The sequence below is a fragment of the Candidatus Lariskella endosymbiont of Epinotia ramella genome (genome assembly GCF_964019805.1).
In the GTDB taxonomy this organism is placed as follows: domain Bacteria; phylum Pseudomonadota; class Alphaproteobacteria; order Rickettsiales; family Midichloriaceae; genus Lariskella.
Genome location: NZ_OZ026472.1, coordinates 1091934 through 1114481 on the forward strand (window position 1 = coordinate 1091934; position 22548 = coordinate 1114481).

At 34.4% G+C, this 22548-nt stretch carries 15 protein-coding genes; 9 read left to right on the top strand and 6 right to left on the bottom strand.

Going from position 1 to position 22548, the window contains the following annotated elements; genetic code table 11:
• Positions 1-55: 55 nt before the first annotated feature.
• Positions 56-1063 (bottom strand): hypothetical protein, encoded by a 1008-nt coding sequence (locus AACL20_RS04695; protein WP_339051840.1) that lies wholly within the window; start codon positions 1061-1063, stop codon positions 56-58.
• Between the two features lie 221 nt (positions 1064-1284).
• On the opposite strand from AACL20_RS04695, the gene fliD reads away from it, so the two are divergent.
• The 3 genes from fliD to AACL20_RS04710 all read left to right on the top strand — a co-directional run bounded on the left by fliD (position 1285) and on the right by AACL20_RS04710 (position 8427).
• On the top strand, positions 1285-5229 hold the full coding sequence (gene fliD, locus AACL20_RS04700; protein WP_339051841.1) for a flagellar filament capping protein FliD: 3945 nt from the start codon (positions 1285-1287) through the stop codon (positions 5227-5229).
• Between the two features lie 299 nt (positions 5230-5528).
• On the top strand, positions 5529-6071 hold the full coding sequence (locus AACL20_RS04705; protein WP_339051842.1) for a hypothetical protein: 543 nt from the start codon (positions 5529-5531) through the stop codon (positions 6069-6071).
• 283 nt (positions 6072-6354) lie between these two features.
• Positions 6355-8427, top strand: coding sequence for a hypothetical protein (locus AACL20_RS04710; RefSeq protein WP_339051843.1), 2073 nt, complete (start codon positions 6355-6357; stop codon positions 8425-8427).
• Between the two features lie 405 nt (positions 8428-8832).
• Here the strand turns inward: AACL20_RS04710 and AACL20_RS04715 are convergent, their stop codons facing one another.
• The 4 genes from AACL20_RS04715 to AACL20_RS04730 all read right to left on the bottom strand — a co-directional run bounded on the left by AACL20_RS04715 (position 8833) and on the right by AACL20_RS04730 (position 14190).
• Positions 8833-9411, bottom strand: a complete 579-nt coding sequence (locus AACL20_RS04715; RefSeq protein WP_339051844.1) for an SH3 domain-containing protein — start codon at positions 9409-9411, stop codon at positions 8833-8835.
• Between the two features lie 401 nt (positions 9412-9812).
• Positions 9813-11093 carry an adenosylmethionine--8-amino-7-oxononanoate transaminase gene (gene bioA / locus AACL20_RS04720; protein ID WP_339051845.1) on the bottom strand — a complete coding sequence of 427 codons (1281 nt, stop codon included), beginning with the start codon at positions 11091-11093 and terminating at the stop codon, positions 9813-9815.
• Complete coding sequence (gene metG / locus AACL20_RS04725) at positions 11093-12601, bottom strand: methionine--tRNA ligase (RefSeq protein ID WP_339051846.1); 1509 nt, start codon at positions 12599-12601, stop codon at positions 11093-11095. Before metG ends, bioA begins: the two co-directional genes overlap by 1 nt.
• An 8-nt stretch (positions 12602-12609) precedes the next feature.
• Positions 12610-14190 (bottom strand): lysine--tRNA ligase, encoded by a 1581-nt coding sequence (locus tag AACL20_RS04730; RefSeq protein ID WP_339052682.1) that lies wholly within the window; start codon positions 14188-14190, stop codon positions 12610-12612.
• A 785-nt stretch (positions 14191-14975) separates the two neighbouring features.
• On the opposite strand from AACL20_RS04730, the gene dxs reads away from it, so the two are divergent.
• The 3 genes from dxs to recF all read left to right on the top strand — a co-directional run bounded on the left by dxs (position 14976) and on the right by recF (position 18564).
• Positions 14976-16883: a 1-deoxy-D-xylulose-5-phosphate synthase gene (dxs, locus tag AACL20_RS04735; RefSeq protein WP_339051847.1), complete on the top strand. Its 1908-nt coding sequence runs from the start codon at positions 14976-14978 to the stop codon at positions 16881-16883.
• A gap of 141 nt (positions 16884-17024) precedes the next feature.
• Positions 17025-17399: a hypothetical protein gene (locus tag AACL20_RS04740; RefSeq protein WP_339051848.1), complete on the top strand. Its 375-nt coding sequence runs from the start codon at positions 17025-17027 to the stop codon at positions 17397-17399.
• Between the two features lie 25 nt (positions 17400-17424).
• Positions 17425-18564 carry a DNA replication/repair protein RecF gene (gene recF, locus AACL20_RS04745; RefSeq protein WP_339051849.1) on the top strand — a complete coding sequence of 380 codons (1140 nt, stop codon included), beginning with the start codon at positions 17425-17427 and terminating at the stop codon, positions 18562-18564.
• 284 nt (positions 18565-18848) lie between these two features.
• On the opposite strand, the gene AACL20_RS04750 is transcribed toward recF, so the two are convergent.
• Entirely contained in the window at positions 18849-19559 is a 711-nt protein-coding gene (locus AACL20_RS04750; protein ID WP_339051850.1) for a prepilin peptidase, read from the bottom strand.
• A gap of 31 nt (positions 19560-19590) precedes the next feature.
• Here AACL20_RS04750 and AACL20_RS04755 point away from each other — a divergent pair, with 31 nt between their 5' ends.
• The 3 genes from AACL20_RS04755 to AACL20_RS04765 all read left to right on the top strand — a co-directional run bounded on the left by AACL20_RS04755 (position 19591) and on the right by AACL20_RS04765 (position 22133).
• A complete protein-coding gene (locus AACL20_RS04755) occupies positions 19591-20052 on the top strand; it encodes a DNA polymerase III subunit chi (protein ID WP_339051851.1) in 462 nt (153 codons plus the stop codon).
• Positions 20053-20841: 789 nt separating this feature from the next.
• Complete coding sequence (pdxS, locus tag AACL20_RS04760; protein ID WP_339051852.1) at positions 20842-21654, top strand: pyridoxal 5'-phosphate synthase lyase subunit PdxS; 813 nt, start codon at positions 20842-20844, stop codon at positions 21652-21654.
• A gap of 20 nt (positions 21655-21674) precedes the next feature.
• Entirely contained in the window at positions 21675-22133 is a 459-nt protein-coding gene (locus AACL20_RS04765; RefSeq protein ID WP_339051853.1) for an NUDIX domain-containing protein, read from the top strand.
• The last annotated feature ends 415 nt before the right edge of the window (positions 22134-22548 follow it).

Here is a 22548-nt window from a genome sequence, read left to right on the forward strand (position 1 = left end):
TTTATTAATTCCAAATATAGGCTCTACTATAATTTACACAATCTTTGATAAAGACTCAGTGAATCATTTCAAAATTCTGCTCATTAAAATCAAAATAGAATATCTGTGCAGCTAGTCCTTGAAAAAATAAGGTACTATTGCGTGGATAAAACTCTTTCAGTGCTTTATTTATCTCCAGCAGATCTTCTCGTGTTAGTGAAATGCCTTTCTCTTTTTCTAATGCTGCGAAAAACCTTTGCTGCACATCCTCATCGCTACATATCGCACGAAAAGCTCTATAAGCAATCATCTCTGCTTTTTGGTCATTAGGAATATTTTTATCTCCCCTCACAATGAACTCAACCTGACTAATAAAAGCTTGCACCTCATTATCTTTGTGCTCCCTCATAAACTTCACAGCATCCTTCAGAATACCATTTGCCCACAATGCTTTACGTATATCCCCTTGAGCCGTTTGCGCTATTTTTATAACTGCAGATTTGAGATCAGGTTTATTCAACGCAAACTTCATTAACCTCTCTACCATCACTAGACGATTTCCATCTCTTTCCATACCATCAGCGACAATTTTAGCAAATTCGTTATATTCCACTCTATTCTGGAGGGCTTTTAGCATGGCATTTGTCAAATCTACAATCGAATCTCTTTGCTGCTTACTTAATCCATTTGTAGTCTTCACAAGGCCTGCCACAAGTTCTTTGTTTGACCCTATAAAGTCTTGAACTTCTCTCTCCGCCACCACTCTTTCTATAACACCAGGCTCACCATTTAGTATCAAATTCTTCAAATCTAAAAGCTTATAATTGCTGAAGCAAATCCATATATACTCTATAAATAGCGCTGCTTTATACAAAGCTGATACAAAAAAATTCGAATCATGACTATAAGCACCGACATAGAACTGCAGAATTCCTTGAAAGCGTTGTTCGTAATTTTTTATGATATATTTAAGCGCTTCGATCCCTTTCTCGATCCTATTTTCCATTTCTTTTTTTCTAGCCATTTCTTTCTCCTCAGCTTTTTTCATCTTTAAAGCCTTGTAGTTATCCCGTTCTTTACTCATATAACGTACCTGTAATCATTTTAAACAAGATCTATGATGTTCATCATATGTTAATATTTTTTTGAAGAAAAGAGGAATTGTTAAAAAAAGATTAAGATTATATTGAGCATAATCATAGGGATATGAACAACATATATATCCTTCTATTAAGAGTTGAACTTTTAATCTATATGAAATAGCCTGATTATATCTAAGCGTAAGAATAAAATGGAGAAGTGAAAATGAAAGGAATATCCAACAACCTAGCTTCGGCTAGCATGGGTGATAATAGGTATAAAACACCACTAGGAAATAAACAAAAAGCTGAATATCCAACAATTCAAGATTGTATAGATTCAATTGCAGAAAATGTTGATTCAAAATTCTTTGACAAGAACAAGATTACGACTACCGTCTTACAAAAGACCAAAAGCACGTATCAGGAGTTAGATAAAAACCAAGAGGACATATCAAAATATAAAGAACAGTTTGATAACTTACAGAAACTCGGCGATAGTACTGCGAGTCTTTATAAAGTAACGCAGCAATTAAGAGAGTCCGCAAACTCAAAAGAGGATAATGTATTTGCATCCAGAACTATATACGGTAAAGATATAGAAAAATATGCAGATATATCTGTACATAGCGCTACAATCCCAGATCTAAAACTTCAAATTAATCAACTAGCCTCTGCACACCAGATAAGCAGCACATCTTCTTTCAGAAACACTAAAACACCCTTAGTCAAAGAAAATAAAGACCCAGGAGATTCAGCGATTTTCACTCCTGGTACATTCAAAATTGGCATACCTAACTTTCCACATCTAAGCGCAACATTCAAAAGCAAAGATACAAATATTACAGATACTTCACTTGCACAACATATCAAAGCTGGAGTGTTTTATATTTATGAAAAAGAATCAGGAAATAACATTGAGATTATTATCAAAGCAGATGACATACTAGAGAAATTGAAGAATAAAATAAATCAATCGCACTCTAATGTTAAAGCGAGTATAATTTCAGAAAATGGAGAATTTAGATTATTAATACAATCTAAACAGCCAGGACCTCTCAATGCATACGAAATCATTGATAAAAAGAATATACTAAACGACCAATTTAAAAGCGAAGATCCTGTAAATGGATACAAAAGCTATGCATTAGTAAAACTAGAAGAAGGTAACAACGTAATAACAATATTGGAAAGTATTAATTACCACAGCAAGGTAACTGGCGTATCTGCAAGCTATATGCGTGTTAACGATGATGAATACAAAATTTTTCTGAAAAATGACTATACAGGCGCAGGAACTATAGTGGATCTTTTGGATGAAAGTGGTTGTCTTGGAGATACATTTTCTAGAAACTTTGAATTCAATGGCAGCATCACCAGCAGTGTTGGGTTTGAGTCAAAAGACTCACCTGTAGTATACGAATATCACCAAAAACCTGATGTATTCACAGCAGGTTACATCACAATAAATGGAGAGAAAATTTTACTAGAAAAAGGTGATACGCTAACTACCGTGCAAGATAAGATAAATAACGTACGCGGATCAACAAACGTGACAGCTGAAATCACTGAAAATCAAGGCGGTGATAATAAGTTCCGAATATCTCTCACATACACCGGAACAGCACCAGAAAAAGTCATAAAGATCAAAGATCATTATATGTCGTTAAACAGCGTGTTTCCGTCAATTGATTCAGCAAGTAGCGCCAAATATATCACAAACGAAGCAACCATAAACCATCCAACAAATGCTATTATAGAACTAAATGGGCAGATCATTCAACGCTCTCATAACACTATCACAGATGTTTTTAGCAGGGGTGCATTAAAAATAAAGTTAAAAAATACCACTGAATCTCCCATTCACGTCCAAATCATTCCAGATCAAGAGAAAATATGGGATGCTACACTAGATTTTGTAACAAAATACAGCACTTTATTGCGTCAAATCTGTAAATACGGATATGATGACTCTCCAAAAGAAGGTCTTGGAGCACTAGCAAGAGACGACATACTTAAACAAATATCAAACAATCTTGCAATATCACAACACACAAGATCAATACTAGATAGCATAGGGATATCTTTTGTAACAGAACCTGAACAAACAAATGACAAAGGTGAATTTGAACCACAATGTCAAGTTCTTGGTATATACAAGGAAATTTTTCAAAAGGCAATAAATGATGATATCACAAAAATAGAAGAACTATTTGCTTTCACACTAAGGTCAACTTCAGAGAATTTTCATACGCCATTGTCATACGAAAGAAAAAATGTAGATTTTGGCAGATTAATAGTTGATTCAATCGACTATGAAGTAGACTTCAACAAATTGGAAGTCATATCGTCACAGAGCAAATTCGTCGCAAGCAAAGATATCGCGGTTGTGAAAAAAGACGGAAACATAATAATTAACAATCGCAATATAAAGCTCTCTGAAGGAGATTCTCTTGCTACACTTGCCGAGAAAATTAACAAAGTGTTTCCCAAAAGTAAAAACCCAATAGGTAAAAATAATGAAGCTCAAGCAGAAATTGAAGCAAAAATTATAGGATCAGATGGTTATAACGCAATTTTACTCGAGCTAAATCAGCACCAAGATCTTGAAATTGTAGACTATGACAACATACTTGGAGACCTTTTTAAAGCTGAGTTACCATCATTTGAAAGCATATTATTCGATGATGAAAACGCAGCAGCAGTTAACAAGCCAGAAGAAAATAACTTAAACCTATTAAAAGAAGGAACATTTAAAATAAACGACCAGCAAATTCAAGTCTCACCAGGTGACACGTGGAAAGATATAGTACAAAAAATAAACGACCTCAATATCGATGGCATAACTGCAGAAATTGTACCAAACGCTCATAGATATCAACTAAAGATCCAGCAACTTGACAATCTTGATACAAAGCTTCGTATACATGATTTTCATGAAGTTACTAAAGGTGTAATCCATGCCGCAAATACAAATCTTAAGACTAAGTTCCCGTCATATGAAAGCAAGTCATTCCATAAGGATGCAATTGCAGTTAACAAGCCAAAAGAAAATTATCCTGATCTATTAAAAGAAGGAACATTTAAAATAAACAACAAGGATATTCGAGTCTCACAAGGTGATACATGGCAAGATATAGCGCAAAAAATAAATAATCTTAATCTCAATGGTATCACTGCCGAAATTATACCAAACACTAATAGATATAAGCTACAAATCAAGCAAGATAATCCTAATACAATGCTCTGGATCCAAGATCATGATAAAATTACTAAAGGTATAATCACTCAAGGTTTTAAGGACCAGTTAACATTATTTGAAAGCATATCATTCTATAAAGATGCAGTTGCAGTTAACAAGCCAGGAGAAAATAATTTAAAGCTATTGAAAGAAGGAATATTTCAAATAAACAACAATGATATTCAAGTCTCACAAGGTGATACATGGCAAAATATAGTGGAAAAAATAAATAACCTTAAGATCGATGGCATCACGATCGAAATTGTACCAGAAACTTCTCAATACAAGCTACAAATACAGAAAGACAAGCCCAATACAAAGCTTGAGATACAAGATAATGATGAAGTGATTAAAGGTGCAATCACTCCAGTAGAAAATATGAACGACGATAAAGCAAAGCTTTTTTTTGACACAACAAGAGTCGCAACAGCAAAAGTAAATACCGCTGCAGATGTAATTCAAAAAAATACTCTTTTTAAAATAACACGCCTACAGTCAAGGCCAGATAAGCAACTAGCTACGATCGACATTTTTAACCCAGCTAACCAACCTCAAAATTACATACAATGCCAAGTCTCTTACATCAATTTTGCCGAGCAATTGCATAGTGCTAACGATGCAAAGTCCTATAGAAAAATAAAAGATCACGCTAATGTAAAGATACAGCAGGGAATTATAGATAAAATCGCAGTAAAAATTAAAGATTATTCCAATTTGCAATTTATAGCAAAAGACAATATAATATCAAATAAAATGCAACAGCTTCAGAAAAAGATCTCCGAATCAGAAACAAAACAACAAAAATTAGAAAAAGAAGCTGATAAAAAATGCAAAGAGGTGATGGTTTATATCAAACAACAAGAAACAACATATGAAATGAATAAGAAGATGAATAAAAAGCTTTGGGGAAATTCCAAAGATGAATTATAAAGCTAAATAGAGGATCAAAACACTGTATTAGGCATTGGTCACAAAGTGCTTATGTGATGACTTTGAGTACATGATTTTTCAGCGTACAAGTTAATTGCCACGCCTAATACTTGTGTATATAATTTATAAAGATAATGAACGAAGTAATACTTAAAAATCAGGCAAAAAAGACTTGCATAAGTAACTTGGTTAACAAGATATAATACGAAATTTGCAGAATTTTATGCACTTAATAAATTTTAACTAAGCACTACATTCCTTATCGCTATAAAAATACAAAGTCATGTAGGAGAAATCAGATGCAACATGAATATGATCATCATGCTCTTTATTTACTAAATGATATAAGACATACAAATAATGAGCAGACTAACAAAATAAAACATGACAATAGCAACTTAACAAACCAATACCTTTCATTCGGTGCAAGTAAAGAAGAGGCATTAGATTTCTATATACAAGCTTTCGAATATATAATCAGAAGAATAAAACGCGCAGAAGAATCACTAGCCAAATCCATCAGTGGCGTTGTCTCTGGATTAGAACAAACAATAGAATTTACGACGCACCTAACGGAGTTGAATAAGGTACTAAATCTTTTGATACTTGAACTTGAAAAGATAGAATCAGAGAAGAGCCGTGCGGCATTACAACAATTCTATCGCTGGTTTTGGGCAATAAGACATCTATCAAGCGTCTTTTTAATAGATAAAGATATAAAATGCAAAGAAAAAATAGAATCAATAGCAAAAGCCGCTCTGCTCGCCCTAACTCAACACAAAAACGCCAATTTACCCAAAATCAAGGAGCAAATTCTCAACTTCGATAATATAATGGCATAAGTATCGAAATCTTAAAAAAAATACCGAAGTAATAAAATAGAAATAATAGTGAATAGCACGAAATTCTGCTATATTTCTTGCTTATGCATCTGCACGTATACATCAACTCAAGCAGAATATTAAAGCTTATGTTGATTTAATTTCATTTTCAATTCACAATCTCTACTTAGAGTGGAGATTCTCTCGGAAGCGGATAATCTCAAGTAAAGGTTTTGATGTATATAATGAAACGCAGCATTATTTCTTTGGAGAGTTTATGGAAGATTTATTGCAAAAGCAATATATGAAATTGCGTAAGCAACGGCGAGTTGCTGCAAAAGCTTACTTTGCTGAGCAGTTTACAAATCAAGATATACCAACTAGCAAAGTTGTGGACCAGATAGCTGATTTCATAATCAACATCAATCAACCGATGAAAGCAATCAATAATCATTTTATCGATGCATATTCTGCTCAAAAACATGGAGATCAATCTCCAAATTATTACGCAATAGTTTTTAAAGATCTCAATGTACCAATTCGTATCGCTGAAATTTTTCTATTAAAGCAACACAAGATTCCTAACCTTCTATTACCAGAAGCAATTGGGCTTACAGAAATTAGTACAGATAAAGCAAAAAAACTTGTCGTCATATTTCGAGTTCCATCTGGAACACCACTAAGCAAATTATTAAAAACTGGCACTATCTTTAGTGATAATTTCATTATTAATAAGATTGCTAAGGAAACATCAGTAACACTATCTGAACTACACAAGCTTGGGATAATGCATGGCAACATTAATATCAACAATATTCTTGTTGATGAAAACCAAAACATTACAATTTCAGAGTGTATATCTTCTATATGTGGCTTCTATCAAGAAGCATTTTATGAGACACCTAGTAGAGCAATATGCAATAAAAGTGCAAAAAGCTTAGACGATTTCCAAGCGGACTACTATGCACTAGGCATGACAATCTTTGCAACATATGCAAAGGAGATAAACTCTTCATATGAATCAAGTTATATAATACAATCCAAGCTACACGGCGGAACGTATAATTTCCTAAATCAACTTTGCATAATTACAGGCAAACTAAGCTATCTAATACAAGGGCTTGTGCATGACGAACCTATGCTACGCTGGCAATATGAACAACTAAAAGAGGCAATAGATTCGAAGCAGTATGATATAGAAAGGCTAAATGATGGGCTATTATTCCAAAAACCAATCAAATTTAATGAAGAAGAATATTACTCAAGAGCATCTCTAGCATTTGCTATGTATCAGAACTGGAATGCAGCACTTAAATTAATAAAGAGTGGTCAGATAAACGAGTGGTTATTGTCAAATGGTGTAGATATATCAAACCTATTTGCAGTGATTGATAATGCAAGAATACAACATTCAACTCTTAACGAAGATTGCTGTTTTCCATATAATCTCAAGCTTACGCTTGTGCTTTGTATATTAGATCCAACTGGACCAATAAGGCTTAAAGAACTTGCATTCTACTTGCGTGAGATGCCAAACCTTATAGCAATATCGTACAACAGTGATCAAAGATATATGAAGATATTGTATTGCATAATGCTTACAGATTTCTTTAAAGTTCTTGATGTGATATATAGTGTGCCAGGAAGCATATATACATCTACAGACTTTGATTCAATAAGCAACTGGACACAATATTTATTAATGGATACGATTGGCTTTGGCCATACTAGGTGCTTATATGAAATGAGTCCTTACATGCCATGCAAATTCTTTTTAGATCGTGGAGATGTAATATGGAACGTAGCATCTTTAATGAATAAATTTGAAAATTCAAATATTAGTATATCAAAAGCATCAGTAAATGAGGATGTTATAGCATTTATGAGTGCAAAACTAGGAATTAAAAAAAAGATATCTTTCGAAGAATTCAGTGACTTTCCAATTTTAAGTTCAAGTAGTGAAGTAATGTTTCTTGCACTCTGTGCAAAAGCCCAAAAGAAGCATGATATAAAAAAATTGCCAATGCTTTGTCAACAATTTGCAATGTATATACAAGATATTACACCCAACCTACTTAAAGGCTCAACAGCACAATATAAATTATCTAACGCCGTAAAAAATAGTAGCAAGTATGGCATATGTGAATACTTACTACGTATTATAACCAGAACACAATATTTTAAGAAAGATGCTAGAGAATATCGCAATGCCTTATCGAATTATGAGCAGTTGAAGAGTAAATATGAAGCATATAAAGCGCAACATCAAAATAACTCTGGAGCATATTTGTATGGCATAGATATAGTAATGCGAATTGGTTACATAGCTTTCATAATCTCATTACTTATGGTAATTTTGGAAGCAATGAAACTATAAAATACTTGTTCTACTTTTTAAGGATTACAACAGGTATGTCTCTTAGCAAGTATGTACGTCAAAAATCTATTTGCCAGTCCATCCGCCAAAAGTATGCTGTAGCTTTTGAAATGCCTTGGTATAACTTTATATTGTGTGTTTTGTTGCTCAGCTGATGGTATCTGTGTCAATTTATTGTGATTTTTATGGCAGAATGTAAAAAATGTCTGTAAGGATGTGCCGCAAACACTGCTTTCACAAAATCCGTAAGTTTTTGCGCTTATTATAACATTTTCTTACGGATTTAAACACTATTTTGAAACTCTAACCAGCATTTACACCACTTCTGAGACTTTCTGGTGCACGTACTAGTTACAAAAATTGTAGAATTAATTATAAATTTTATATTTAGACGGATAGACTACTTCAATTCAAAAATGCACCATAAAGATTCTCTTTTCTAATCCATCCTCTATAGATTCTTTCTACTTCGATATAACACCATTCATCTTGACACTTTTTTAGCATAGCAACCACTCCAAATTCAACACGTACTACAGGGTATGAATCTTCATTCGGAAAATTAAATATAATCGCTTCATTTTTTGGAACACTATATGGCAATATTTTCTTGATATCATTACCTTTTATAACCACATTAGACCGACCAGATATCAAGCTTTTGTGCACCCAACCTTCAACATCATTCAAATCTCTCAGCAATCTCCAATGCTCAAATTCAGCAACGACCTTCATTGGATATCCAGTACATCTATAGATATAACGTATTGGATATTGCATCCCAGGACCTGCCCTAAGATTTATCTCATTTGATTTAAGCGAAACATATCTTGGAATAGGCAGGCCTGTAACTTGACCTGTTTTTACACCAAGATCTACAGCACAGAATGCAACGCTATGAGTGTGACAAATAAGTGCATATGTAAAAATATAAAATAACAGTACTTGAAGGTTTATTAGTTTTATCGATAAAGACCTATGCATAATTGTTAGTCCATCCGTTAAATTAACAAATTTTATTTGAGTGCATTAATCAAAATCACATTAAGCTATATCTTCCATACCATGCAAGCAAAGAGCTCAAGGCAAAATAGAGGAGCAAATGCAAAGCCTTTTGAGAGAGCATAGCACTCTAAAGCGATGTCTTTTTAGAATTTGTTCAGAGCATGGCAAGCCCAAAGATTGAGTTATTTCAACCCATAATTACGCAGAGGTCTCTGATAATACAGCGTAAAAATTTATACTATTTCTTCATATAGAGCAAAATGATTAGTGTATAAAATATACAGCACTAATTTCCAATTATAATCGAGCATAATCATAGGAGTGGATTGATACCTCAACTCTTTCTTTCATCTTATAAATGAAGAACTGATACTAATTTCCTATAGCGCAATTTTAAGACAATCTTCTATAGCTCTATAGGAATAAGCTAACTCATCTTGTGAAATACAATACGGCGGCAATAAATAAATCGTACTGCCAAGAGGACGTATAAAAACCCCCATATCCAAAAGCTTTAACGATACATCTTTGATATTATATGACTTATCATCTAAATCAAAAGCAGCTATTGTTCCAAAACACCTAGGGCGCATGATAACACTTGAAAAAATAGAATACAACTTCTCAAGACTTGCCTTTTGTATTGATACTATTTTGTTAACACTTTTTACCGTTTCATCTCTAGATAATAGACAGGCAGAGGCTATTGCTGCTGCACATGCTATTGGATTTGCAGTATAAGAATGCCCATGCGCAAGTGCTTTATCAAAACCATCTCCAAGAAATGCATCATAAATTCTCTTTGTGGTAACAGTCAGGGCAAGCGGCAAGAAACCACCTGTTAACCCTTTAGAAAGACATATAATGTCAGGCACCACACCAACATGCTCTAAAGCAAACATTTTACCAGTCCTATAAAAACCAGTCATTACCTCATCAAATATCAGTAAAATACCGTAGCTTCTAAGAAGCTCACAAACTTTTTGAACAAAAGATGGCCTAGCATACCTCATGCCACTTGCACCTTGAATTATAGGCTCCATAATGAAGGCAGCAACCTGGTTCCCATAACTTTCAAGACATTCTTCTAGCACTCTCAATGCATTTTGTTCTTTTTCTTCCACTTCATTATCATTGTCCCAAGTATTTGGGAATGGAATTGCAACACTTTTAAAAAATAACTCTTTAAAAACGCCATGAAATTTAGGAATTGCTGAGACGCTCATAGCACCAAATGTGTCACCATGATATGCACCTTCAAAACAAAAAAATATGGTGCGATTACGCTCTCCTCCATTAAACCAAAACTGATACGCCATTTTTAGAGCGACTTCAACTGATGTTGAGCCATTGTCAGAAAAGAAGAACTTCACGAGAGATTCTGGCAGGAATTTATTCAGCTCTGTGCAAAGTTCCACTGCAGGAGTATGTGTAAAACCAGCGAATATAACATGCTCTAACTTTTTTGCTTGCTTATAGATTGCATCTGCAATCTCAAGATTCGCATGTCCATGCAAATTAACCCACCAACTGGATATCATATCAAGATAGCTCTTTCCACTAGCATCAAAGATTTTTGTCCCCTCTCCTCTCTCTATGTGTATTTGCTTGCCTTTAGTTTTTTCCTGCGTAAATGGATGCCATAAAAGGTCGCCTTGCATCAAACCTCCAGCCTACTGAAAATCACCGAGGGTTTTTGTATATTGATACCAGAAACACCTTGTAACCTAACCTTCATCTCATGTATTTTTTCAAATTGCTGCTCTTCAGTGATATTAAATATCCCTAAAATTTTCGCCGCAGAACCTGGGACTACAGGTTGCAGCAGTATACCTATCACTCTTATACACTCAGACAAAGTGACTAGCACTGCGTTCATACGGTCTATATCCTCTTTTCGCAATCTCCAAGGCGCATTCTTCTCCATATATATATTGCATGCGCTTCCAAGCTCGATTATAATGGCAAGCGCTGCACTAATTTCCTGCTTATCTACGTGCAATCTCACTTTATCAATGGCAGAGTATGCAAGAGACATTATCACTTCATCTTCTTGACTAATTACTACCTTCTCTGGAATGACTCCATCAAGATTGTTATATATAAAAGTCATTACACGATGAACTAAATTTCCTATATTATTCGCAAGCTCGCTATTTACTCTTTGTACAAATAACTGATGCGAGTAATTACCGTCGCTGCCAAAATTTATCTCTCTCATCAAAAAATATCTTATATAGTCAAGACCATATTGATCAACCAGCGCAACCGGATCTATTACATTACCAAGTGACTTTGAAATTTTTTGCCCTTCATTTGTCCACCAACCATGTGCAAATATCCGCTTTGGAAGTGGCATTGAGAGAGCCATTAAAAAAGCAGGCCAATAGACTGCATGAAATCTCAGTATATCTTTACCAACTACATGTAAATCACAAGGCCATAAGGAAGACTGACCACTTGCAACAGCAGAGATATAGTTGAATAAAGCATCTAGCCAAACGTATATTACATGGCGCTCATCACCTGGCACCGGAATTCCCCAAGAAAAGCTGGTTCTAGAAACAGATAAATCAACAAGACCACTTTTGACAAATGAGATCACCTCATTGCGCCTTGATTCAGGTCCAATGAACTCCGGATGTTGCTCATAAAAATCTAATAACTTATCTTGCCATGCTGATAGTCTAAAAAAATAACTATCTTCTTCTACCCATTCAACAGGAGCACCAGTTGGAGCTTTTCCATCTTGAATTTCATCTTCCGAATAAAAAGCTTCATCACGTGTTGCATACCAGCCACTATATTTCCCCATGTAAACATCACCGCTTGCAACCAATTGTTTCCAAATATCTTGAACGTAGCGAACATGCCTCTCCTCTGTCGTACGTATAAAATCTGAATTGGAAAAATTCATTTTAGAACAAAGCTCTTTAAAAGGAATATACATTTTATCCACAAATTCCTTTGGCTCTATACCCTTTGCAACCGCAGTCTTCTCAATTTTCTGCCCATGCTCATCTGTTCCAGTGAGAAAAAAAGCATCATCTCCATCTAAACGCTTAAACCTTGCTATAAAATCGCACGCAAGACTCGTATAAGCATGCCCTATATGTGGAACATCGTTAACATAATATATTGGAGTCGTTATATAGAATTTGGATGACATGTATAACACTACCTCGCAAGCGCATTATTTATTAATTCTATTGTAGCTTTTGTGCCATAAAGCGCTATAAATGGACCAATTCTTGGACCGTCACTTGCACCTAGCAACATTCCATAAAGTGCGGAGAACCATTCCTTCATATCAAACCCATTTTCCTTTCCTATACGATAAATATGATTCTGAATCGTATCACCATCACTTTTATCATCGATTTGAGATAGTGCGACAGCAAGAGCACTCAGCGCCACTCTCTCATTTTCACTTGGGATTTTAAATGATTTTCTAGATTTGATATGATCTTCGTAATAATTTATTGCACCCTCAACCATCTTCAAAATCATCAGATATTCATCAGACAACTTGTCAATATCACAACCAGGATATAATTTCTCAACATAGCCAAGTATCGCCTCTTTGCTGTTTGTATTACAAGCACTAACAAGATTCAATATTAGTGAATAACTGATTTTCACTTCAATAAGCGGAGGATTTCCACTATGTATATGATAGACTGGATTCTCTATTTTTTTGCTCAAATCTTGTTCTTGATGATATTTATTAAGATATATTAGATATTCATCTACATGTTTTGGTATGACATTAAAATATAACTTCTTCGCTTTTTGTGGTGACATATACATGAATAGAGCAAGACTTTCTTGCGGCGCATATCTAAGCCACGTATCTATTGTGAGTCCGTTACCCTTGGACTTAGAGATCTTTTGCCCCTGCTCATCTAAAAATAGTTCATAAAACATCTGGTAAGGTGGTTTTCCACCAAGCACAGCACAAATTTTGCTGTATATAGGTCCATTCACCAGATGATCTTTACCATACATCTCAAAATCCACATCGAAAGATGCCCACCGCATTCCAAAATCTGGCTTCCATTGAAGCTTACAATGCCCATCTGTAACAGGGTTTACACAAGTTTCACCATCCAAATTTTTATATGTCACCGTACCAGCTTTTACATCACGGCTAGTAATAGGCACCTGAAGTACCTTACCTGTTTTTTGGCAAACTGGTAAAAATGGACTATATGTACTTTGCCTTTCAGCACCCAAAGTTGGAAGCATGATATCCATAATCTCATCATAACATTCCAAAGCCTTCAATAGCATCTTATTAAAAACGCCAGTCTTATAACATTCTGTTGCACTAAAAAACTCATATTCAAAACCAAAATGGTCTAAGAAACTCCTGAGTCTTGCATTCATATTATGACCAAAGCTACTTGCAACACCAAATGGATCTGGAATACTTGTAAGCGGCAAATCCATGTATTTCTTATATTCTCCAGGGTTTGGAATGGTATCTGGAATCTTCCTCATGCCATCCATATCATCAGAAACGCAAAAAAGCCTTGTCGGCATACCCGAGATAAGTTCAAATGCCTTTCTAACAATTGTTGTTCTTACAACCTCACCAAAAGTTCCAATATGCGGAATGCCAGATGGACCATAACCAGTTTCAAATAATACGTAGCCCTTTTCTGGTAATTTATAATCAATCCTCTTTAAAATTCCCTCTGCACACACAAAAGGCCAAGCTTTTGATTTTAAAGCCACATCAATAATCTCACGGATATTTTCATTTAACATATCAGGGGACACTTCTTAAGCATTAAGTTTGAACTATCTTTCGTGCAACTTTACTTTGATAACACTAATTTGTAAATGCGCTATTTTCTTTTGATTATTTATGACACTGTCAACAAAATGCAATACTCATCATACTTTTCAAAATTTGTACCTTTAAAAAAAGACTCCTTATGCAACATAAGTTGCCAATTCAAACCTTTCTCAAAATAAATTAAGCGTTTCTCTTCTCATACATTGCATGAAAACAGAATGGGTATATTATAATACAATATTAGCTTCTATCATACATTGATGTCACATACCAATCCAAGCTTCTACATCTCTCAAGCTAAATACTCCTTAACATTTTGAATCACTTAGATTATTAATTGTGTACTTAAAAAGCAATCTGAGCTAATTTACCCGCAAACTGATTGCCATTTTTAAAAATCAGTTAATAGCGCAGGAATCAATATTATAACTAAAGCAGTAAAAATGAGCGTGATAAACGAGTAGTTTGAAATAAATTTTTATTTGTTTAGAGTCTGGAACATAATATATTTCAGACGATAAACTGATTTAAAATTTATCAAAAAGACAAAGTGCAACATTCCTATTTTATACTGCTTTAACTATATATAAATATACCGAGACTTTCTTAGTAATGTCCAAAAACATGCATAGATGTTGTAGAAAAGTTGATTGATGACAAGCATGAGTTATCTTCTCTAATATGTTATAAGTTATTTGTACTAAATGTTCTTTAAATTCTTACCTTTGTCATATTTTCTATGTCCAACAACAAATCAAAGTTATTAGATTTGATTTCAAAGCCATCTGACTTTAGAGACTTTGATAACGAAACTCTTACTTTACTTGCAGATGAAGTTAGAGAAGAAATACTAAACATTGTATCAAAAATAGGCGGACATCTTGGTGCAAGCCTTGGCGTTGTTGAGTTGACTATTGCACTGCACTATGTATTCAATACTCCTGAAGATCTTTTGATATGGGATATAGGGCATCAAGCATATACTCATAAAATACTCACAGGACGCAGGCACTTGATGAACACAATTAGAAAATCTGGTGGACTTTCCGGCTTTTTAAAACGCAGTGAAAGCATTTATGATGTCTTTGGTGCAGGTCATAGTTCCACATCCATTTCTGCAGCAATTGGCTTTGCAGCTGCTAGAGACTTCAACAATGAAAATCATGAAGTGATAGCAGTAATCGGTGACGGTGCTATGAGCGCAGGTATGGCATATGAAGCTATGAACAACGCAGCTAGCATGAAAAATCGTATTATAGTTGTTCTAAATGATAATAAGATGTCTATAGCACCAGCCGTTGGAGCAATGAGTAAATATCTAACGAATCTAATATCTTCAAAGCCATATTCAAATGTAAGAAATTTTGCAAAAAATGTATTGCAATACTTTCCAGCAAAAATGGAAGAATTCGCCAAAAAAGCAGAAAGATATGCGAAAGACTTCGCAACAGGTGGAAATTTTTTCTCAGAAATGGGTTTTTATTATATAGGCCCAGTGGATGGACATGATATGTCTCAGCTTGTTGAAGTGTTCAACAATATCAAAAATAACAAAAATATTACCTCACCGATTTTAGTGCATGTAATGACAGAAAAGGGCAAGGGATTTAACTCACCAGATTCATCTTTGGAAAGCTATCATGCAGTAAAACCATTTGATATAACAACTAAAGCCCAGAAAAAAGCAGAAATTTCTAAATATACATATACTGATGTTTTTGCAAATACACTTATAGAACTTGCAGCGCATGACGAAAAAATCATTGGCATCACAGCTGCCATGCCTTCCGGCACTGGAATGGATAAATTTTTAGCAAAATATCCAACAAGAATGTTTGATGTTGGCATTGCAGAACAACATGCTGTCACATTTGCATCAGGACTTGCAGCGGCTGGGTTCAAACCATTTGTCGCAATATATTCAACATTTTTGCAACGCGCTTATGACCAAATTGTTCATGATGTGGCAATACAGAACCTTCCAGTAAGGTTTGCTATAGATAGAGCCGGTCTTGTCGGTCCTGATGGCCCAACTCACGCAGGAGCATTTGATATAGCATGCCTAATAAATTTGCCAAATTTTGTAATTATGGCTCCAAGTAATGAAGATGAACTTGCAAGTATGATTCAAACTGCAGCATCTATTTCTGACAGACCTTCGGCTATACGTTACCCACGCGCTGAGATTTTAGGCGATAAATTACCAAATGATTACAAACCACTTGCAATTGGGAAAAGCAAAATCGTTATTGAAGGCGAAAAAGTTGCAGTTGTTTCACTTGGAACAAGATTACAAGAAGTTTTAGCTGCAGCAAAAATTATTAAAGAAGAATTTGGAATCCAAATCACAGTTGTTGATGCAAGGTTCGCAAAGCCTCTTGACATTGAGTTATTAAAAGAGCTTGTGATAACGCATGAAGTCCTACTTACAATAGAGGAAAGCACTTCAGGAGGATTTGGAGCATATTTATTCCATCACTTATTGGAACATGCATATGAGAAGAAGATCTCATACACTGCTAAATTTCATAGTATGTGCTTCCCGGACAGATTTTTGGAACAAGCAGATGTAGCTTCAATGTATAGAGAAGCTGGTCTTGATTTCGTATCAATATCGAACAGAATTAGAGATTTAATAAAACATTAATTTACTTCAACAATGCGAGTTATATTTCTTTTGTTATCATTAGTATTTGCAAGTTGTACTCACAACTTAAATAGGTTCGATTCTTTTCCAGCTATAAATATTGGCACAGTTGAATGCTTAAATGATAAAAAATTTGTTTGCATGAAATCTGCTAGAGAACTACGCAGCATTTTTGATCACTACAGCGATATTCAAGATAAAACATTTGGCAATTATGATGTTTCTATTACTATACAAATTAAACCAATGCCTCTCGTGACAAATAGTGATGATGTGACGATCAGAACAAAAATTCTCCTGATAATGAAGTATCAACTAACAGATATCAATGAAAATAAAAAAATTTGCGCAGGAACGCTAAAAAATAGGGGAAGTTTAGATGTTGCAAACTCACCATACACAAACCTTATATCGCAAGAATTTTTAACAGAGAGAATAATAAAGGAAGCAGGTGGTATGCTACGTGCTAGAATACTAAGATGCCTTATTGATTCTGATATCATAAAACCAAAGTGAAAATTAATAAGCTCTAGGTGTTAAAATGAGTAGCTCTATCAATTCTCTACACTTGATAAATTTTCGTAATCATCATAACTTTCAACTATCAAGCAGCGCAAGGTTGTTAATTCTTGAAGGACAAAATGGAGTGGGAAAAACAAGTGTCCTTGAAGCAATCTCTCTATTTTCACCAGGAAGAGGAATAAGGAATGCAAAGCCAGATGAGATACTACGCAACGAACCTGGAACTTGTATATCAAACACAAACTCTGCTAAAAATATACATGAGTGGTGTGTTTTTGGACGCTATAATTCACGTGAAAACACACTGAATATCAGCACAGGTTGTAATTTCAGCAAGAATTCAAAACGTATCGTCAAGATTGATGATAAAACAGTCAGCAAACAATCAGAGCTACTAGAACTCATTAGAATTGTTTGGCTTACTCCACAGATGGAAAGAATAATCTTAGATGCGCCAAACATACGAAGAAAATTCTGGGATAGGATATGTTATAATCTATATCCCGAACATGCTGCGAATTTCATTGCTTATGAATATTATATAAAATCTAGGATGAAGATTTTATATATGCAGAAATTTGATGATGTTTGGCTCAAAAATATAGAATCAGAGATCGCAGACTACGCAATTAGAATTCGCTCAACACGTCTTAAATGCCTAGAAATTTTCAGATCTAGTTTGCATGATATTGGGTTTATACGTCATCTAAATCCTTCAATAGAATTAACTGAGTTCTTAGACAAAGAACTTGTTGATTCATATGATGATGAGAAGAAAGTATATGTATCAGAAAAATTAAAATACTATAGAGACATTGATAGAAAAAGTAACAGGTCGAATTTTGGACCACATAAGACAGACCTTATAATACTAAGCAATATTAACAACCTTAACATTAAATATTGCTCAACAGGGGAGCAAAAATTAATGCTTGCTGCTATGACACTCGCACACGCAAAATCAATATATAAGATCAGTAAAATTTCCCCGCTAATATTATTAGATGAAGTTTTAGCACATCTTGACAACAAAAAGCAGGAAATACTGCTACTTGAGCTGCTCGGTATAAATTCTCAAATATTTGTCACCACAACGGAAACCGACCTTGCAATACATACAAACAATTTTGTAGATACAGATAGGATATTACTAAGATGATCTCTCATTTTATAGTCTGTTCGTCAAAAATCGATTTTGCCTCTCGTAAATAAATTTTTGCGGGAAGTTCAACGTACAAAAATTAGCTTAGGAAGGCAACATGCTATTTTTCAGATATATAATTTGTCCAATAGACTTCTTCTTAAAACTTGTTGCATTACTAGCAAAATCCATAAGATTTTTGGCAATTTCGCTTCTTTTTCCGCTAGACTTTAGGTGCATCATCATTGCTTGCAACCAATATAAATCCTATACTTCTTAGAGTTATTACTCAAGATGCTACTTTATAATTTAACACGCCTAACCGCCCTTGAACATATAAAGAATACAGCAAAGAAAAAAAAGCAGGCTATGATCGAGAGATCAAAATATGCAAGCCACACAACAAGTGAAAATATAACAATCGGCATATCTACTCTAAAGTTCAACCTTGCATGAAAAAACCATTCTTGCAAAGCACCAAGTAGCTTAAATGAATTAAGGATTCGCATGATAGAAATATAAATCATGAGTGCAATAGATATTTTTATAAAAATATCTATTGCACTTTGCTGCTCTACCATTGCATAAAGAACTCCCAACATAAAAGTTATGATATTTAAATGAGTGCTAATGACACCAGATGTAGAATATATCAACCCTTGAGTTAAGAGAATTGCTCCAATAGTTGTTATGATGAAATATTCATCGATAAATCCATACTTAACATAGCAAAATAAAGACCAAACAGCACTCCCGCTTTCTAATATCCAATAGACCTTGTTAATCTTTTCTCTACAATAACTGCACCTGCCCATTGTATAAAACCACCCAATTACTGGCAGATATTCATAAAACTTCAGCTTATGGTGACAAATTGAACAAAATGGGTTACCCTCGCTGCTATCTAATAAAAATGCATCTACTGGAATTTGCCTAGGAATCCTAAACAACAAGCTTGTTCCAAAATTACCTAGCATCAAACCAAAAAGCAGAGCAACAAAAAATTCAAACATTTTTTAAACTAGATTTTATTTAAATCATCAAATGCTACAGGCAAATTTTTACCAATTACAAACAGCTCCAATTAAATCAGCGTTTCCAAAGCTGTTAGAAAATCTTTTTACAAAAGAAAAAACAGTACAAATTGTTTGCACAAATGATGCTGAAGTTGAATATTATGATATGCTTATTTGGACATATTCACAACTTTCTTTCATTCCGCACAGTACATACAAAGATAAATATATAAAAGAGCAGTCTGCATATATTACGTTAGATGTGAATGATAATCCACTAATGTCAAGATTTACGTTCTTTTTTGATTTTGATATGGAAATCAATGACTCTGTTCTACAAAATATTCAAGATCGAGAAAGAATAATGTGGATGTATGAAAACAGCGTTACGCTCGCAGAAAAAGCTAGTGCAATACAAAATAAATTAATGGCGTGTGGCATCAATACTGTGTTGATACAAGAAAAAAATGGATCGTGGAAGACCAGCTAACTCCACAATTTATGTATGGCAGAAGTATACTCGTTATACTTTTCAAAATTAGACTTCTTTTTAAAACTTACTGCCAAGTTTAGGCAAGTGCAGGAAAATACAGCGCGCGCTTGGAACATAAAATGCATCAGAAGTACACGAACATCTGAAGGCAAATGATATGATCAAGCAATTGGCCACTGGAACAAACGTTTGAAGAAGAAGTCTATTAGCACCTTTTTTAGAACGCTCCTTATATATTTGTTTTATACATGCGCCTATAAATTCAATACCAACTCTTCATTTACCTGCGGTATACCAAAATGATATTTAGCGACTAATGAATAAAATATCCTTTAGTATCACACTAAATTCGATTAGTATCTGTTTCCACTCTAAAAAGCATATCTGTTGTAAGATACACAAATTAAACATTATATTATTTATTTGCCAAATAATACCAGAGCAATAAAATAGCGATCAAAGCACAAGATCCTAAATTTCTTTTAAAAATCATTCGTAACAACGCAATACATATAATTCCATACTATAAACATTGAATGAATTCTATTTGTAATATTTAATCATAAATATAAGCCTATTACGCAATTCAGCTTTTGGATTTTGGGTGATTTCTTGAAAGTTTGATGTTATAATGCCCAAGCTATGTAGTAGTACTGAAAATCGATCATTAGAACTCTAGATCATAATTAATATATAATCGTTTTGGTCATTCATACCTTTTTAATACATATTTCAGTGACTATTTTCTAAAATCTTGCGCAGCGAAATAATAAATGAGGTTATACAATGAATACAAATGTTCATTTTATAGAAATGTTGAGAAACGGTGTCATTATGGATGTAATGACAAAAGAACAAGCAGTTATAGCTGAGAAAGCCGGAGCAAGTGCAGTAATGGCTCTTGAAAGAGTTCCTGCACTCATCATAAAAGAAGGCGGAATTGCAAGAGCAAGTGACACTGCAATGATTCAAGAGATACAGAGTGCCGTCTCAATTCCTGTAATGGCGAAATGTAGAATAGGACACTTTGTTGAGGCACAAATATTAGAGGCACTTGATGTTGATTGTATAGATGAGAGTGAAGTATTAACAAAGACAGACGAGAGTGCATACATCAATAAGAAAAAATTCATTACGCCATTTGTGTGCGGATGCACAAGCCTTTGGGATGCACTAAGAAGAATAGACGAAGGAGCATCATTAATTCGTTGCAAAGGACAAGCAGGCACCGGAAATATTGCAGAGGCTGTAAAACACTTGAAAGAAGTAACATCAGCAATCAATACATTGCAATATATCACAGACGCAGAAGTTAGAGATTTAGCTTCTCACAAAAGAGTACCACTTGACCTTTTGATGGCTACTAAAAATGCTAAAAAATTGCCAGTGCCATTTTTCGCAGCTGGTGGGATTGCAACTCCAGCAGATGCCGCACTTTGCATGGCTCTCGGTGCAGAAGCAGTTTTTGTTGGAAGCGGAATTTTCCTTAGTGAAAATCCAGAAAAGCGGGCAAACGCCATAGTACAAGCTGTAAACGACTGGAATAATCCTAAACTACTTGCAAAAATTTCTGCAAACTTAGGCGTTCCTATGAGGTAAATGCTTAAATTGAAATAAATATGTTACATTTAACGATTGTAGTTCCACATCTAATTTTAAGAAATGGTGATAAGGTATTTTTATCCAGGCGCAGTCAAACTCAGAGATTTTGGCCAGGACGCTGGCATTGCGTTACTGGAACAATCGAAGATGGTGAAACTCCACAACAAGCTATAATGCGGGAAACTATTGAAGAAATTGGTATACACTTAGATGTTCCACCCAAATTAGTAGTTGTGGTTTCACTAGCAGATAGTAATAATTTTATCGAACCTGGATCCATTTTTCGATCAATTGAAATGTTTTTCCTGGCTGAACTACCAAATGGACAAATCCCGAAAAATAGAGAACCTACTAAACAAGATGCCATTGATTGGTTCTCTATCACCAACCTACCAGAACCAATAATTCCTGTTGTGAAATTTGGATTTGACAGCTTCTTGCGTAAAGAGAGTTATGGCGAATTTTACAATATATAGAAAATCGCCTGCGTCATAACTACGCGCGTGAATTTTAACTGCATGATTTTTTATAGTACAATTGAATTTCTGAGTCATATATTGTATATATTCGCGAAGAAATTAACTAGGTAATACTTAAAAATCAAGCCAAAAAGGTCCGCACAACTGGCTTTGCCTGCAGTGTCTATCACGCGATTTACCAATTATTTTATAATTGGCAAATCGTCTAAATATATTTTCACCAACCTAGAGAGAGATAACTAATAACTAATACCAACTCCCACAAATAACAGCATATATTTGCTGCATATTTTTTAAAAAATTTAAGATGAGATTTAAGCAAGCTGTACTATAAGTACAGCGGCCATGCGCGTGCTTAAATTTTTACAAAAGACGAAGATCAGATGTTCTGTTATTTGTGGAAGTTGGTATA